At 71.8% G+C, this 16,031-nt stretch carries 13 protein-coding genes; 6 read left to right on the top strand and 7 right to left on the bottom strand.

Annotation, left to right across the window (positions count from 1 at the left end; genetic code table 11):
* Positions 1-24 precede the first annotated feature (24 nt).
* Entirely contained in the window at positions 25-507 is a 483-nt protein-coding gene (locus tag RR3_RS18745) for a DUF456 domain-containing protein (protein WP_010593171.1), read from the bottom strand.
* Positions 504-1,709: a formate-dependent phosphoribosylglycinamide formyltransferase gene (gene purT / locus RR3_RS18740; protein WP_048772145.1), complete on the bottom strand. Its 1,206-nt coding sequence runs from the start codon at positions 1,707-1,709 to the stop codon at positions 504-506. Before purT ends, RR3_RS18745 begins: the two co-directional genes overlap by 4 nt.
* A 43-nt stretch (positions 1,710-1,752) precedes the next feature.
* Between purT and RR3_RS18735 the strand changes: the two genes are divergently transcribed.
* Entirely contained in the window at positions 1,753-4,392 is a 2,640-nt protein-coding gene (locus tag RR3_RS18735) for a vitamin B12-dependent ribonucleotide reductase (RefSeq protein ID WP_048772142.1), read from the top strand.
* Between the two features lie 27 nt (positions 4,393-4,419).
* Here the strand turns inward: RR3_RS18735 and RR3_RS18730 are convergent, their stop codons facing one another.
* Entirely contained in the window at positions 4,420-4,800 is a 381-nt protein-coding gene (locus RR3_RS18730) for a VOC family protein (RefSeq protein ID WP_010593174.1), read from the bottom strand.
* 85 nt (positions 4,801-4,885) lie between these two features.
* Between RR3_RS18730 and RR3_RS18725 the strand changes: the two genes are divergently transcribed.
* Positions 4,886-5,266, top strand: coding sequence for a nuclear transport factor 2 family protein (locus tag RR3_RS18725; RefSeq protein ID WP_006945477.1), 381 nt, complete (start codon positions 4,886-4,888; stop codon positions 5,264-5,266).
* An 89-nt stretch (positions 5,267-5,355) separates the two neighbouring features.
* Entirely contained in the window at positions 5,356-6,453 is a 1,098-nt protein-coding gene (locus RR3_RS18720) for a CaiB/BaiF CoA transferase family protein (protein WP_010593175.1), read from the top strand.
* A 70-nt stretch (positions 6,454-6,523) separates the two neighbouring features.
* Here RR3_RS18720 and RR3_RS18715 read toward each other — a convergent pair whose 3' ends face one another.
* Positions 6,524-10,003 carry a serine/threonine-protein kinase gene (locus RR3_RS18715; RefSeq protein ID WP_017680710.1) on the bottom strand — a complete coding sequence of 1,160 codons (3,480 nt, stop codon included), beginning with the start codon at positions 10,001-10,003 and terminating at the stop codon, positions 6,524-6,526.
* A 110-nt stretch (positions 10,004-10,113) separates the two neighbouring features.
* Positions 10,114-11,577: a MocR-like transcription factor YczR gene (gene yczR / locus RR3_RS18710; RefSeq protein ID WP_064066222.1), complete on the bottom strand. Its 1,464-nt coding sequence runs from the start codon at positions 11,575-11,577 to the stop codon at positions 10,114-10,116.
* Positions 11,578-11,643: 66 nt separating this feature from the next.
* Between yczR and RR3_RS18705 the strand changes: the two genes are divergently transcribed.
* On the top strand, positions 11,644-12,183 hold the full coding sequence (locus RR3_RS18705; protein WP_064066223.1) for a methylated-DNA--[protein]-cysteine S-methyltransferase: 540 nt from the start codon (positions 11,644-11,646) through the stop codon (positions 12,181-12,183).
* Between the two features lie 19 nt (positions 12,184-12,202).
* On the opposite strand, the gene RR3_RS18700 is transcribed toward RR3_RS18705, so the two are convergent.
* Positions 12,203-13,492: an adenylosuccinate synthase gene (locus tag RR3_RS18700; RefSeq protein ID WP_064066224.1), complete on the bottom strand. Its 1,290-nt coding sequence runs from the start codon at positions 13,490-13,492 to the stop codon at positions 12,203-12,205.
* Between the two features lie 264 nt (positions 13,493-13,756).
* Here RR3_RS18700 and RR3_RS18695 point away from each other — a divergent pair, with 264 nt between their 5' ends.
* Positions 13,757-14,407: a hypothetical protein gene (locus RR3_RS18695; RefSeq protein WP_010593182.1), complete on the top strand. Its 651-nt coding sequence runs from the start codon at positions 13,757-13,759 to the stop codon at positions 14,405-14,407.
* 127 nt (positions 14,408-14,534) lie between these two features.
* Here RR3_RS18695 and RR3_RS18690 read toward each other — a convergent pair whose 3' ends face one another.
* Complete coding sequence (locus tag RR3_RS18690; protein WP_064066008.1) at positions 14,535-15,485, bottom strand: helix-turn-helix transcriptional regulator; 951 nt, start codon at positions 15,483-15,485, stop codon at positions 14,535-14,537.
* A 63-nt stretch (positions 15,486-15,548) separates the two neighbouring features.
* Here RR3_RS18690 and RR3_RS18685 point away from each other — a divergent pair, with 63 nt between their 5' ends.
* Entirely contained in the window at positions 15,549-16,016 is a 468-nt protein-coding gene (locus RR3_RS18685) for a pyridoxamine 5'-phosphate oxidase family protein (RefSeq protein ID WP_010593184.1), read from the top strand.
* Positions 16,017-16,031: the final 15 nt, after the last annotated feature.

Raw genomic sequence — 16,031 nt, 5'->3', positions numbered from 1 at the left:
ACAGTCGTACCGGGGCACCTCCGGTCAGGTGAACAGCACCGCGCCGAGCCACACGCCGGCGGCGACGAGGCCACCGAGCAGTTCGACGAGGATCGACAGCGCCACCGCCTTGGTCGCGTGCACGGTCGACACCCAGGCGTCACGGTGGGTGCGGTGCCGCTGCACCTCGGACAGGTAGGTGCCGAGCAGGAACCCGAGCAGCAGCCCGATCACGGGAACGACGAAGAACCCGACGATGCCGAGCAGGCCGCCGGCGACGATCGACCGCGTCGGCACCCCGGCCCGTCGCATCCGGCCGCCCGGCCAGGTGTACTTCACGATGCCGGTCACCAGCAAGGCCGTCGTCGCGACGGCGAACACCGTCCACGCGACGGTGCCGCCGGTGAGCCACGCCCACACCGCGATCGCCCCGAAGATCAACAGGGTGCCCGGCAGGATCGGCACGACGATGCCGACGAGGCCGACGAGGACGGCCAGACCGACGAGCACCTCCGCCCCGGCGGTCACGGTGCGACCGCCCGCACGCGAGCGGCCGCCTCGACCGCGCGGGCCCGCGCGGTCTCGACGTCGGGACCGGTGGACACCGCCACCCCCATGCGACGCCGGACGAACGACTCGGGCTTGCCGAACAGCCGCAGGTCGGTGTCGGGCACCGACAGCGCGTCGGCGACGCCCTCGAAGACGACGCCGGCGGCCTCGAGGCCGCCGTAGATCACCGCGGACGCCCCGGGCGCGAGGAGTGCGGTGTCGACGGGCAGGCCCAGGATCGCGCGGGCGTGCAGCTCGAACTCGGAGTACCGCTGCGAGCGCAGCGTCACCAGGCCGGTGTCGTGCGGGCGGGGGCTCACCTCGGAGAAGTACACGTCGTCGCCCGCGACGAACAGTTCCACCCCGAAGACGCCGCGGCCGCCGAGCGCGCCGGTCACCGTCGCCGCGATCTCCCGGGACCGGGCCAGGGCCCGCTCGCTCATCGGCTGGGGCTGCCAGGACTCGACGTAGTCGCCGGCGCGCTGCAGGTGCCCGATCGGTTCGCAGAAGTACGTCTCGACCTGCCCCGACGGTCCGACGGCGCGGACGGTGAGCTGGGTGATCTCGTACTCGAAGTCGACGAATCCCTCGACGATGACCTGGCCGAGGTCGACGCGCCCGCCGGCGAGCGCGTAATCCCAGGCGGCGGGGATCTCGTCGGGTGTGCGGACCGTGGACTGGCCCTTGCCGGACGAGGACATCACGGGCTTGATCACGCACGGGAACCCGACCTCGGCCGCCGCGGCGCGGACCTCGTCGAGGGATTCGGCGAAGCGGTACGGGGAGGTGGGCAACCCGAGTTCCTCCGCGGCGAGGCGCCGGATGCCCTCCCGGTTCATCGTCAGCCGGGTGGCCCGCGCGGTCGGGATGACCTCGGCGAGACCGCGTTCCTCGACGACGGCGAGCGCGTCGGTGGCGATCGCCTCGATCTCGGGCACGACCAGGTGGGGTTGCTCGGCTTCGACGAGTGCGAGCAGGGCTTGCGGGTCGTTCATGTCGACGGTGTGCGCGCGGTGCGCCACCTGATGCCCGGGCGCGTTCGGGTACCGGTCCACCGCGATGACCTCGACACCGAGCCGCTGCAGCGCGATGACCACCTCCTTGCCCAGCTCACCCGCACCGAGGAGCATGACGCGCAGGGCGCCGGGAGTCAGCGGGGTACCGATTCGTGGTGAGACCATGGGGGGACTATATGTGCCCCTCAGGTCGCACCCGGAGGTCGCGATGGACGTCGCCGAACCGAATCTCGAGTCGGACACCGGACGGTTCTTCACCACGGCCGGGATCGATCCCGCCGACGAGATGGACTGGCAGCGGCGCGACGCCCGCATCGTCCACCACGGCACCGGCGCGGTGGTGTTCGAACAGCGCGACGTCGAGTTCCCCGCCGCCTGGTCGCAGAACGCGACCGACATCGTCGCGCAGAAGTACTTCCGCGGCGCTCCGGGCACCGCCGCCCGGGAACGGTCGCTGCGCGACGTCGTCGCGCGCATCGTGGACACGATCACCGCGTGGGGCGCGGCCGACGGCCACCTCGACGACCCGGAGGCGTTCGCCGCCGAGCTGACCTACCTGGTCCTGACGCAGCGGGCGTCGTTCAACAGCCCCGTGTGGTTCAACATCGGGGTGCCCGACACTCCGCAGCAGGCCAGCGCGTGCTTCATCCTGTCGGTCGAGGACAGCATCGATTCGATCCTCGAGTGGTACCGGCAGGAGGCGGTGATCTTCAAGGGCGGGTCGGGCGCGGGGGCGAATCTGTCGCGCATCCGGTCGTCGGCCGAGCCGCTGGCCGGTGGGGGCACCGCGTCGGGCCCGGTGAGTTTCATGCGCGGCGCCGACGCCTCGGCGGGCACCATCAAGTCCGGCGGCAAGACGCGCCGGGCCGCGAAGATGGTGATCCTCGACGTCGGCCATCCCGACGTCGAGGAGTTCGTCGACTGCAAGGCGATCGAGGAACGCAAGGCGCGGGTGCTCGCGAAGGCCGGGTTCGACATGGGGCTCGACGGTCGCGACATCCATTCGGTGCAGTACCAGAACGCCAACAACTCGGTGCGGGTGAGCGACGAGTTCATGCAGGCCGTCGCGGACGGCGCCGAGTGGCCGCTGCGCGCGGTCACCACCGGTGCGACGGTGCGCACGGTGCCCGCCCGCGACCTGTTCCACCGGATCGCCGCCGCCGCCTGGGAGTGTGCCGATCCGGGGTTGCAGTTCGACACCACCGTCAACCGCTGGCACACCGCGGCCGCGACGGGCCGGATCAACGGATCGAATCCGTGTTCGGAGTACATGCACCTGGACGACTCGGCGTGCAACCTGGCGAGCCTGAACCTGCTGGCGTTCCTGCGCGACGACGGCACGTTCGACGTCGCCGGGTTCCGGCACGCCGTCGCGGTGGTGCTGACCGGCCAGGAGATCCTCGTGAGCCGCGCCGACTACCCCACCGACCGCATCGCGGAGACGTCGCGGCGGTTCCGGCAGCTCGGCCTCGGCTACGCCAATCTCGGTGCGCTGCTGATGGCGCTGGGGCTGCCCTACGACAGTGACGCCGGCCGGGCCTACGCCGCGGCCCTGACGGCCCTGATGACCGGGCACGCGTACGCGGTCTCGGCGCGGATGGCTCGTCGGCTCGGGCCGTTCGAGGGATTCGCCGAGAACCGGGAGCACACCCTCGCGGTGCTGGCTCGTCATCGCGGCGCCGTCGACGACATCGACGAACAACTCGCGCCCGCCGGCATTCTCGCCGCGGCGCGGGAGGACTGGGACGCGGCGTGCGCGCTCGCCCAGGCACACGGGGTCCGCAACAGCCAGGTGACGGTCCTCGCGCCGACCGGCACGATCGGCCTCGCCATGGACTGCGACACCACCGGTATCGAACCCGATCTGGCGCTGGTGAAGACGAAGAAGCTGGTCGGCGGCGGGACGCTGTCCATCGTCAATCGCACGGTGCCGCGGGCCCTGTCCCGGCTCGGCTATCCCCCGGATCGGGTGGCCGAGCTGCTCACGCACATCGACACGCACCGCACGGTCGTCGGCGCGCCGCAGTTGCGGGCCGAGCATCTGCCGGTGTTCGCAACCTCCATGGGCGACAACGTGATCGAACCGCGCGGACACGTACTGATGATGGCCGCGGTGCAACCCTTCCTCTCGGGCGCGATCTCGAAGACCGTGAACCTGCCGGAGGCGGCGACCGTGGCCGACATCGAGGAGTTGTTCCTCGACGCGTGGCGGCTCGGACTCAAGGCGATCGCGGTGTATCGCGACAACTGCAAACTGGGACAACCACTGTCGGCCACGGCCGCGCCGCGCGCGACGACGGTGCCCCGGCCGCGGCGGGAACGGCTGCCCCGGTTGCGCCGGTCGCGCACCTTCGAGTTCCGCGTCGCGGACTGCAAGGGCTTCGTCACCGTGGGCCAGTACGACGACGGCCGTCCGGGCGAGATGTTCCTGCGGGTGGCAAAGCAGGGCTCGACCCTGGCCGGGATCATGGACGCGTTCTCGATGGCGGTGAGTTACGGCCTGCAGTACGGGGTTCCGTTGCGCACGTTCGTCAACGCGTTCACGAGCACCCGATTCGAGCCGGCGGGCATCACCGACGATCCGGACCTGCGGATCGCGACGTCGATCCTGGACTACATCTTCCGGCGCCTGGCGGTGGAGTACCTCGACGCGGACGAGCGGGCCGAACTCGGCATCCGCACCGGCGCCGAACGCAGCGAGCCCGCCGCCGAGGTCGTCGTGGACACGCGCCAGGGACGCGCCCGCGGCAGCGACGCGCCGTACTGCATGCAGTGCGGGGTGCAGATGCAGCGTTCCGGCTCCTGCCACGCGTGTCCGTCGTGCGGAAACACCAGCGGGTGCAGCTGACGAGGCGGCGACCCCGCCCGGGTGTGCCTAGCCGGCGACCTCCATCAGCGACAGGACGTTGCCGTGCGGGTCGCGGAACCATGCGACCCGCATGCCCTCGGGCGAGGTCCACGCGTCGTGGTCGTCCTGGTCCATTCCGTTGTAGCGGACGAACTCGACACCCTTGGCCCGCAGGGCGTCGACGGTCGCGTCCAGGTTCGGCACCCGCCACCCCAGCGCGGTGTAGCCGGTGTCGGAGCGGGACTGCACCAACGTCACCCGGACCGGTGCGCCACCGCCACCGTCGAGAATCAGCGTGAAATGGTCCCGGGACAGCTTCTCGAAACCGAGCGTGTCGACGTAGAACATCTCCGAGATGTCGAGGTCGGTACTGGGCAGGAAGCTCACGAGCTGACCGCTGATCGTCATGGGCTCCACTGTGCGCCTCGCCTCGCGGCCAGGCAAGGACGCGACAATCCGAGCGTGGCGGGCCCGGAGTACTAGCATCTGCGACATGAGCACCTCCGAGATCGCGACCGTCCTGGCCTGGCACGACGCCGTCAACTCCAACGACATCGAGACCCTGCTGGCGCTGTCGAGCGACGACATCGTGCTGCCCACCGGCGACGACGACGAGGACCAGGGCCTCGACGAGTTGCGCGAGTGGGCGACGACGGCGGGCGTGACGTTCCGGCCGGGCCGGATGTTCGTGCACGAGGGCATCGTCGTCGTCGAGGAGACCGCGACGTGGGCGGCCGATCCGGAGCACCCGCGTAGTGAAGCGATCGCGTTCCGCGTGGTGGGCGACCACGTGGTCTCGGTGTACCGGCACGACACGCTCGAGGAGGCGTTCGAGGCCACTCGCCTCAACGAGGGTGATCTGTACGAGGGATAGGGCACGCCGTGACCCTCGGCACACCCTAACGATCGCTAAGGTAGCCTCCTCGGGGAATGGTCCCAACGCACCCGAGTGAGGTTCGACGAGTGTCCGCTGAAGCTGTTGAGAAGAAGGGTCCGCTCGCGGGTATCCGCGTCGTCGAGTTCGCGGGTCTCGGTCCCGGCCCGCACGCCGCGACACTGCTCGCCGACCTCGGCGCCGACGTCGTCTGCGTGCAGCGTCCGGGTCTGATTCCGCCCGCCGGGCACCGCGACCAGATCCAGCGCGGCCGCCGCGTCGTCGAGGCCGACCTCAAGGATCCCGAGCAGGTCGAGAAGGTGCTCGGGCTGATCGAACGCGCCGACGTGCTCATCGAGGGCTTCCGCCCGGGGGTCACCGAGCGCATGGGCCTCGGCCCGGACGTCGCGCTGGCCCGCAATCCGCGCCTGGTGTACGGCCGGATGACCGGATGGGGGCAGGAGGGGCCGCTCGCCCACGCCGCCGGGCACGACATCAACTACATCTCGCTGACCGGTGTGCTGCACGCCGTCGGACGCAAGGGTGAGCGGCCGGTGCCCCCGCTTAACATGGTCGGTGACTTCGGCGGCGGCTCGATGTTCCTGATCTTCGGCATCCTCTCCGCCCTCGTCGAACGCCAGAGTTCCGGCAAGGGACAGGTCGTCGACGCCGCGATGGTCGACGGCGCGCTCGCGCTCTCGCACATGATGTGGGCGTTCCGCGGCCGCGGCGTGTGGTCGGACGAGCGCGGCGTGAACCTTCTCGACACCGGCGCCCCGTTCTACGACGTGTACGAGACCGCCGACGGCAGGTACATGGCGGTGGGCTCGATCGAGCCGCAGTTCTACGCGCTGCTGCTGCAGGGTCTCGAGCTCGACCCGGCCGAGCTCCCGCAGCAGCTCGACACGTCGGCGTGGCCGCAGATGAAGAAGCTGTTCACGGAGAAGTTCCTGTCCAAGACTCGCGACGAGTGGGCCGCGATCTTCGACGGCACCGACGCGTGCGTCTCCCCCGTGCTCACGTTCGGCGAGGCCCCGGCCAACCCGCACATCGCGGCCCGCGGCTCGCTGATCGAGCTCGACGGCGTCACCCAGCACGCCCCGGCGCCCCGCTTCTCCCGCACCCCGGCCGGCGCCCCCACCCCCCCGGCCGGCGAGGCCACCGACATCGACTCCGTCTGGCGCTAGGCAGCGAAGCTGCCGGTGTGTCCTTTGGGCGGCCCTGGCCGCCCAAAGGACACACCGGCGCCGCAGGCGCCTACAGGAGATGCACGGCGCCCGTGTCCACGGCCTCGTGCAGGAACGCCGGGGACACGTCCGGGCGGCCGGCGCGGCCCCTGCCTGCGGTGAGCTCGTCCGCGAGGCGGCGCGCGACGTCGAGTACGAGCGGGCCGCCGTCGGGCAGGAACCGGTGCAGGCCCGCTCGTTCGCATCGCGCGGCGACGGAGGCCAGCAGGGTCACCGCCTCCTCGTGCCGTCCGGCCGCGGCCAGGCACGCCACCTCGAGTCGCTCCGCGCGCAACAGCCTCCGCTCCCGGCGGCTGCCGCGCAGCAGCTGCACCCACTCGCCGGCCCACCGGCACGCCAGTTCGGTGTTCTCCGGTGTGGGGTCGGCCAGCAGCAACCGGATGGCCGTGGTCTCCTCGAACTGCGCTGTCCAGGCCGCCGTGCCGTGGTCCGGTCGCGGACGCGTGCCGTAGGACACCGGTGGCGGCGGCGCCACCCCCGGCAACGGCCCGAGCCCGAGCCGGACCCGTTCGTTCTCCACGACGGCCGCCAGCCGCTCCAGGTCCATGACGGCGGCCGCGCGGCCGCCGTCCGCCAGTCGCGATACCACCGCGTCGCGGTCGCCGCGCACGGCCTTGAGCCGCGCACCGACGACGTACCGCGAGATCTTGAAGTCCACGACCCCGCCCTCGGACCCGAGGGCGTAGCCGTCGTCGAGCAGCCGCTCGGCCTCGTCGAGTTCGCCTCGTTCGTAGAGCAGCTCGCCGAGGATCGACCCGGCCAGCATCGCCGCCGACGAGTGCCGGCCGGCGCCCCGGCGCGCCGCCCGCAGACCCGCCCGGAAGTGCTCCTCGGCGCCGGCGACGTCGAGCTGTTCGATCGCCGCGAGCCCCAGCAGGGCGCGGCCGTGCATGAGGTTGTAGGGCCCCTCGTTGAGGTCGTGATACGGCTGGGCCAGCTGTTGCAGCCGAACCACCTCGTCGTAGTCCGCGCGGTAGACCGCAGCGAACGTGGCGACGTTGAGCCCGGACGCGATCACCAGCGGCGGCAGCGTGTCGGCCCGGGCCAGGCAGTGCTCGACGAGATCGTCGGCTCGTTCCATGCGGTCGCACCGCAGGTCGACGACGCCGCGCACGACCTCCACCTCGACGGCGATGTCGGCCGCCTCCTCGGCGTCCGTGCCGGAGTCCGCGACCGCCGCCTCGACCACCTCCAGCGCGCGCAGCGCTGGTGCCGAGCGGTGCAGCAGGATGTTGGCCCACGCGATGGACAGTTGCAGGTGGATCCGGCCCGAGGCGGCCCGGCGCGGCAGCTTGGCGACGAGGCCGAGCAGGGTGGTCGCATGGCCGTGTTCGAGCAGCCGGCGCCCGTTCTCCTCGACGAGATCCGTCGCGCGGTCCTCGTCCCCCGCGGCGAGGGCATGGTCGACGGCCTCACCGACCATGGCATGGCTCTCGAACCATTCGGACGCGGTCCGGTGCAGGGCCGGGATGCGTTCGGGATGTTCGCGTTCGAGCCGTTGCCGGAGGAATTCGGCGAACAGCGGCTGATACCGGAACCAGCGGCCGTCCTCGTCGATCCGGTGCAGGAACAGATCCCGCTCCTCGATGCTCTCGAGGAGCGCCTGGCCACGTTCGTGCCCGGTGAGGGCGGTGGCGAGGCTGCCGCAGATGCGTTCGGTGATCGAGGAGGCGAGCAGGAACTCGACGTCGGCCGGGGGCAGGGAGGCGAGCACGTTCTCGGCGAGGAACTCGCCGATCGCCCGGTGCCGGCCGGACAGATGTGAGATCAGCTCCTCCGGGTCGTCGCGCCCGCGCAGCGACATCGCCGCGAGCTGCAGGGCCGCCGCCCACCCGTCGGTCGCGGCGGTCAGGTCGGCGACCTCGTCGTCGTCGAGGTCGAGGCCGGCGAGGTCGACGAGGAACACGCGGGCCTCGTCCACGTCGAAACGCAGTTGCTCGTAGTCGATCTCGACGAGTTCGTCGCGCACCCGCATCCGGCTCGTGGGCAGGCCCGAGCGGGTGCGCCCGACGACGACGAGTTGCAGATGGTGGCAGGCGTTGTCCAGCAGGAACGCCATCGCGGCGACCGTCGCGGGATCCGTCACCCGATGCCAGTCGTCGATGATGACGACGAGTCGTTCACCGGCCTCGTGGATTTCGTCGACGAGCGAGGTGAGCACGTAGCGTTCCGCCTCGTCCCCGTGTTCGTCGAGCACCTGGCCGAGTTCGCGTGCGAGCGACGGCCGGACCTGCCGGATGGATTCGACGAGATGCGTCAGGAACCACACCACGTTGTTGTCGTCGTGGTCGACGTTGAGCCAGGCGACGGGCACGTCCTTCTCGGTGAGCACGTAGCGCCACTGCAGGGCCAGCATGGTCTTGCCGAATCCCGGTGGCGAGTGGATGGCGGTCAGTTTCCGTCGCTGGTCCGCGTCGAGGATCGACAGCAGGCGCCGGCGCGGCACCAGCCGGCGCGGCGTCGACGGCGGCCGGAACCGCGTGGCCGGAGCCGGCGGGGTGGTCGCGCGCACACCGGACCGGTAGGTGCCCCGTCGCTCCGCCACGGACGGCGACGGATGGTGACCGGACTCCGAACCCGGCTCGAGTTCCCCGGCTACGGGCAGTTCGTCGACCGGCAGCCCCTCGTCCGCCTGCACCTCGCGCAGCATCTCCCCGAACTCGGCGGCGCTCGCGGGCCGGGTCTGCGGGTCCACCGACATGGCGCGTTCGATCGCCGACGAGAGCGCATCCGGGATCCCCCGCTCCCGCAGGTCCGGAACGGGCTGGGTGGTCACCCGGACGAACTGCGCCACGACCCGCTCGCCGCTGCGCCGTTCGAACGCCGCGTGTCCGGTGAGCACGCAGAACAGCGTGGCGCCGAGACTGTAGACGTCCGAGGCCGGTGTGGGCGCACGTCCGCTGAGCACCTCGGGGGCGGTGAAGGCCGGCGACCCGGTCACCTCGCCCGTCGCCGTCTCGAAGCCGCCGCTCACGCGTGCGATGCCGAAATCCGTGAGCTGCGGCTCGCCGAACTCGGTGAGCAGGATGTTGCCCGGCTTGATGTCGCGGTGCAGGATGCCGGCGCGGTGGCCCGTTTCGAGGGCGCCGGCCAGCTTGATGCCGATGCGCAGCACCTCCGGCCACGGCACGGGGCCGGTACTGCGCAGTTGCGCGTCGAGCGAATCGCGCGAGTGGTACTGCATCACGAGGTACGGGCGTCCCGTTCGGGTGGTGCCGACCTGCATGACGTTGACGATGTTCGGGTGCCCGGACAGCCGGCCCATCGCGCGCTGCTCCCGCAGGAAGCGTTCGAGATTGTCGGGGTCCATGTGGGAGGTGAGGACCTTCACCGCGACCGGACGGTCGAGTGCGGTCTCGTAGCAGCGGTAGACGACTCCGAAACCGCCGCGCCCGATCTCACGCGCGTCGTCGAATCCGGCGTCGGCCAGTTCGGCGGCGAGGTCGACCCCGACGTCGCGTTGCGTCGCGTACGGATCGTGTTCGGCCACAGTAACTCTCGCATCCGTCCGATATGGCGACTCCCAGGCGGCCACCCGTTCGTACCCCTCGAGCATAACGCCGCGGACCCGTTCCCGGTCGGGGTCCGGCCACCCCCGAATCAGACCACGAGGTGTGGTTCGACGAGGTCCCGGCCGCGGGCCAGCGCGTCGTACGCCGAGGCCACGGACGCGACCGCCCGGCGCACCTCGTCGGCCTCGCGCGCATAGGGCAGCCGCAGGAACCGTTCGAACGCGCCTTCCACCCCGAAGCGGGGTCCCGCGGCGAGGACCACACCGTGAGTGGGGGCGGTCGCCGCGAGCGCGGTCGACACCGGCGTGGGCATCCGCACCCACAGCGACATCCCGCCCGGTCCGACCGTGTACGTCCAGTCGGGCAGGAACTCGTCGAGCGCGCCGAGCATCGCCGCCCGCCGGCGGCGCAGCTGTCCGCGTCGCCGCTCGAGCAGGTCCTCGACGTCGCCGAGCAGGTGCGCCGCGGCGAGCTGCTCCATGACCGGCGTGCCGAGGTCGACGGCGGAGCGCGCCCCCACGAGCCGGGTGATCAGGGATCGGTCGGCGCGGATCCAGCCCACCCGGAGACCGCCCCAGAGGGACTTGCCGGTCGAGCCCACCGTCACGACGGAGCGGTCCGCGCCGTACGAGGCGACGGCGGGCGGCGGCGGGGTGTCCAGCCACAGGTCCACCATCGTCTCGTCCACGACGAGCGTCATGCGGGTCTCCTCCGCGATGCGGACGAGTTCGGCCCGGCCCGGCGCGCCCATGCACAGCCCGGTGGGACTGTGGAAGTCCGGGATCAGGAACGCCATTCGCGCCGCGGTCTGCCGGGCGGCGCTGCGCAGGCCCTCCAGGTCCCAGCCGTCGTCGGCGCCGCCCTCGGGCCGCACCGGCACGACGACCGGCCGCGCCCCGTGCCGCCGGATCGCCTCGAGCGCATTGGGATAGGTGGGATGGTCGACGATCACCCGGTCGCCGGCGTCGGTGAGCACGCCGAGCAGCAGGCGCAGCGCGTGCTGCGCGCCGGAGGTGACCATGATCTGGTCCGCCCCGGTCGGCAGGCCGCGGTCTCGGTAGCGCCGCGCGATCACCTCCCGCAGCAGGGCCAGGCCGATCGGTTCCATGCCGTGGGAGTCGAGGTAGGCGGGCACCGACCGCAGCGCGGCGGCGTAGGCCGACTCGATCTCGGCGGCGGGCGCCGGCATCGACGCGGAGCTGAGATCCACGGGCTCCGGCGCTTCCGCGGCGGCCGGGGCGGCGGGACGCGCCGGCGTGCCCCGTCGCCGCGGCGGCAGCGCGACGGTGCTGCGCGCACCCTGCCGGCTGCGCAGGTAGCCGGCCTCGCGCAGAGCCGTGTACGCGGACGTGATGGTGGTGCGGCTCAGCGCCAGGGCGGCGGCGAGCTCACGCTCGCTGGGCAGCGCCACGCCCAGGGGAACGCGACCGTCGTGCACCAGCAGCCGGATCCCGTCGGCGAGAGCCCGGTACGCGGGCCGCCGATCGGCGGTGTCCTGCCAGTTGCCGAGGTCGCGGGCCAGGGAACCGGCTCCGATCGCACGCGTGATCACCAGTCCAGTATCGCAGTCCAGTCGGCGAGGTGGTCACCTGTCCCCGGGCCAGTTCATACTGACGGCGTGACCACCCTCGGCTACACCCTGTTCGACACCGCCGTCGGCACGTGCGGGCTCGTGTGGTCCGCGGCCGGCGTCGTCGGCGTGCAACTGCCCGAGACCGCGCCCGAACCCACGCGCGACGCACTGCTCGGCCGGTTCCCGGCCGCGGTCGAGCGGCCCGTCCCGGCGGGGGTGCAGCCCGTGATCGACGCCGTCGCCGCGCATCTCGCGGGGGCGCCCGACGACCTGCGCCGGGTTCCGGTCGACTACCGGAACGTCTCCGAATTCGACACGGCGGTCTACGAGTTCGCCCGGACCGTCGACCCCGGCGCGGTCGCAACCTACGGCGAGGTGGCGCGCCGGGTCGGCCGGCCGGCCGGCGCCCAGGCCGTCGGACAGGCGTTGGGACGCAACCCCGTTCCGCTGATCGTGCCGTGCCACCGGATCCTCGCCGCGGGCGGCGGGATCGGTGGGTTCTCCGCGCCCGGAAGCACGGTCACGAAGCGGGAGCTGCTCGCCCTCGAGCACGCCCCCGGCTTCGGCGATCCGACCCTGTTCTGACGCGGGGCCGCAGCGGGTTTCAGCTCAGGATGTCGCGGCGCACGATCGTCTGGTCGCGGCCCGGGCCGACACCGATGCACGACATCCGCGCACCCGAGAGTTCCTCGAGCCGCAGCACGTAGTTCCGGGCGTTCTCCGGCAGGTCCTCGAAGGTGCGGGCCTCGGAGATGTCCTCCCACCAGCCGGGCATCTCCTCGTAGATCGGCGTGGCGTGGTGGATGTCGGTCTGCGTCATCGGCATTTCGTCGACGCGGACCCCGTCCACCTCGTAGCCGACGCAGATCGGCACGGTCTCGAGGCTCGACAGGACGTCGAGCTTGGTGAGGAAGTAGTCGGTGATGCCGTTGACGCGGGTCGCGTAGCGGGCGATCACGGCGTCGAACCAGCCGCAGCGCCGGGCCCGGCCGGTGGTGACACCCACCTCGCCACCGGTCTTGGCCAGGTAGGCGCCGTGCTCGTCGAACAGTTCCGTCGGGAAGGGACCCGACCCCACCCGGGTGGTGTAGGCCTTGAGAATGCCGAGGACCGTGCCGATCCGGTTGGGACCGATGCCCGAGCCGACGGCCGCGCCGCCGGCGGTGGGGTTCGACGACGTCACGTACGGGTAGGTGCCGTGGTCGACGTCGAGCAGCGTGCCCTGCGAACCCTCGAGCAGTACCGTCTCGCCGGCCTCGAGGGCCTTGTTCAGGCGCAGCCGGGTGTCGGCGATGCGGTGCCTGAACCCTTCCGCCTGGCCGAGCACCTCGTCGACGACCTGCTGCGGGTCGAGGGCCTTGCGGTTGTAGATCTTCGACAGCACCTGGTTCTTGAACTCCAGGGCGGCCTCCACCTTGTGGGTGAGGATCTTCTCGTCGAGGACGTCGGCGACGCGGACGCCCACGCGGGCGATCTTGTCCTGGTAGCACGGGCCGATGCCCCGGCCGGTGGTGCCGATCTTCTTGGCGCCGAGGAAGCGTTCGGTGACCTTGTCGATGGCCACGTGGTACGGCATGATCAGGTGCGCGTCGGCGCTGAGCAGCAGGTTCGTGGTGTCGACCCCGCGCTTCTCGAGACCGGCGAGCTCGTCGAGCAGCACGCCCGGGTCCACGACCACGCCGTTACCGATGACGTTGGTGACGCCGGGAGTGAGGATGCCGGAAGGGATCAGGTGCAGCGCGAAGTTCTCCCCGTTCGGGAGGACGACGGTGTGGCCGGCGTTGTTGCCCCCCTGGTAGCGCACCACCCACTGCACCCGGCCACCGAGCAGATCGGTGGCCTTGCCCTTGCCCTCGTCGCCCCACTGGGCGCCGATCAGGACGATTGCCGGCATTTCGCTGTCTCCTAGGGTGTCGACGTGCGGGCGCCCTCCGCCTGCAGGGTTCTGCCGTCACAGAACAGAAGCCGGGGGGACAGTCTAGCGGACCACACGTGCGGCACCGCCCCCGGCGTCCGCGCGCCGCCGTCCCGACTGTGACGGGTACCGACGATCCACCCGACTCACCGTGCCGCGTTCGAGCGTCCGGCGGTGAGGGGAGTCGTGACTAGAGTGAGTGGAGCATCGTCGCCCGCGAGAGGAGTGCTCTTGACCCCCGTTGTGCTCAAGTGCGGTGATGCCCCACTGCCGTTGACACTGACATCCCTGACCACGTTGACCGCCCCGGCTCTGCCCGGCAAGGACGACTTCGAGGACGTGTTCGCGCATCTCGAGTCGGTCGAGGACCCCCGGCTCGTGGTGGTGGGCGGGGACGCCGCCTTCGCCGCGACGCTGACCCGGATGATGCGCACCGAGCGGCTCGGCATCGAACTGGCCTACGTGCCGGAGCGGCGCACCCCGGCCGCCGAGGCGTACGGACTGCGGTTCGGATCGAAGGCCGCGACCGTCGCACTGCAGGGCACGGCACGGCCGGTGCCGCTCATCCGCGACGACGCCGGCATCGCCCTCGTCGGACGTGCCCTCGTCGAGGGCGAGGTCGGTGAGCTGGTGGGCGAGGCGTACGTCGACGACACCCGGCTGTTCAGCGGGATGACCCCGGGTGTGCGGATCGAGCCCACCGTCGACATGCCGGGACTGCGGGCCGCGATCGATCGGCCGCGCTGGTTCGGCGGCTACCGCTGGGTGACCGGCCGCGCCGTGCAGCTCGGCTCACCCGGCGCCGTGCTCACCCGCGACGGGGTCGCCAATCCGCGGGCGGTCAAGCGCTCCACCTTCTACCGGCACGAGCACAAGTGGAAGCTGGTGCGCTGAGCGGGCTGCCGTCGCGGTACGAAAGCCGTTCCGGCTGAGCGCTTGTCGCGATTTCCTCCGCCCCGCCGGACACCCGCACACCGGGCTCCGCCGCGGGCCGGGTCCGCGGGCACAGCCCTCACCGGCGTCACGCATTGCACCGGGCGAGGGCCTCGCCGGCGGCGCGCAGTGCGGCCCGCAACGACTCCGGGGCCACGACCTCGACCCCGCCGCCGAGGGCGAGGAGCTGGTCGAGCGCCACCTCCTCGGCCTCGAGCAGCAGGTCCACCCGCACCCACCCGTCCGCGTCCGGCGGTCCCGGTTCCACGTCGGCGGCGTCGGTGCCCACCACGCGGGGCAGGCGCCGCCACGCGGCCGGGCCGAGACGGAGTGTGCAGGCGAACCTGCGCAGCGCACGATCGAACTCCGCCGCGGACGCCGCCCAGTAGGCGGGCAGGTCGAATCCGTCGGGCCGTCGGGCCGGGGCGTCGAGGACGGCGGCGGACGCGATGCGCCCGACCCGGTAGGTCCGGACGTGACCGCGGTGCGCGGCGACGAGGTACCAGACCCCGGCCTTGGCGACGAGCCCGAGCGGGTCGAGGGTGCGCGCCACGGTCCGGTCGCCGCGCCGGTAGCGGATGTGCAGGCGGCGCTCGTCGAACACGGCGGACGCGACGGCCGGCAGGTGCGTGTTGTCCCCCGGTGCGGCGAACCAGCCGGGGACGTCGACGTGGACCCGGTCGCGCCAGGCCTGGGCGGCGCTGCGCAGGGTGACCGGCATGGACCCGAGCAGCTTGCCGCGGGCCGCATCGAGTTCCACACCGAGGTCGGCGGCGAGGGTGGGCACCCCCAGCAGCATCAGCGCGGCACTCTCGTCGCTGGTGAGCCCGCTGAGCCGGGACTGCCACCCGTCGAGCAGGCGGATGCCGCCGCCCGGTCCGCTCTCCGTCCACACCGGGACCCCCGCGGCGGACAGAGCACCGACGTCGCGGTACACGGTGCGCACCGAGACCCCGAGATCGTCCGCGAGCCGCTGCGCGGTCAGGCCCGCGGTGCCCTGCAGACGCAGCATCATCGCGAGCAGGCGTGCCGATCGCATGACCGCAGCCTACGCAAAAATCACTGACACTCGATGTCAGTGATACCGGCGCATCCTGACCTCATGAGTCCATGGAAAGAGTTCTCCGAGCAGGCACCGGATCTGGCACAGGCGATCGCCGCACGACTACAGGCGCACAAGCATCACGTCCTGGCGACGCTGCGGCGGGACGGATCACCGCGCGTCAGCGGGACGGAGGTGGAGATCGTCGACGGCCGGCTGGTGCTCGGGTCGATGCCCGGCGCGAGGAAAGCCCGCGACCTGCAGCGCGATCCGCGCTACGCCCTGCATTCCAATCCCGGGCACCACTCGATGACGGGCGGCGACGCGAAGGTCCGCGGCCGGGCCCGGGAACTGCACGACGACGTGAAGGCGGCCGTGCTCGCCGCCTACCCGGAGGAGGTGCCGCCGGGGCCGATGCACCTGTTCGAACTCGACCTGGCCGAGGCCGTGCTCACCACGGTCGACGAGGAACACCTGTACGTGGATCTGTGGCGGCCCGGGGCCGCCGTCGAGCGTTTCGTCCGCTGACCGGGCCCGCCGCGC

The sequence above is a fragment of the Rhodococcus ruber NBRC 15591 genome (assembly GCF_001894945.1).
GTDB classification, from domain to species: domain Bacteria; phylum Actinomycetota; class Actinomycetes; order Mycobacteriales; family Mycobacteriaceae; genus Rhodococcus; species Rhodococcus ruber.
Note: the sequence above shows the minus strand (reverse complement) of the source record. Positions and strands in the feature narration are given on the sequence as shown.

Coding starts and splice junctions, on each gene's coding strand:
- purT (WP_048772145.1), bottom strand. CDS start 1,709: ATGGTCTCACCACGAATCGGTACCCCGCTGACTCCCGGCGCCCTGCGC.
- RR3_RS18735 (WP_048772142.1), top strand. CDS start 1,753: ATGGACGTCGCCGAACCGAATCTCGAGTCGGACACCGGACGGTTCTTC.
- RR3_RS18730 (WP_010593174.1), bottom strand. CDS start 4,800: ATGACGATCAGCGGTCAGCTCGTGAGCTTCCTGCCCAGTACCGACCTC.
- RR3_RS18725 (WP_006945477.1), top strand. CDS start 4,886: ATGAGCACCTCCGAGATCGCGACCGTCCTGGCCTGGCACGACGCCGTC.
- RR3_RS18700 (WP_064066224.1), bottom strand. CDS start 13,492: ATGCCGGCAATCGTCCTGATCGGCGCCCAGTGGGGCGACGAGGGCAAG.
- RR3_RS18690 (WP_064066008.1), bottom strand. CDS start 15,485: ATGCGATCGGCACGCCTGCTCGCGATGATGCTGCGTCTGCAGGGCACC.
- RR3_RS18685 (WP_010593184.1), top strand. CDS start 15,549: ATGAGTCCATGGAAAGAGTTCTCCGAGCAGGCACCGGATCTGGCACAG.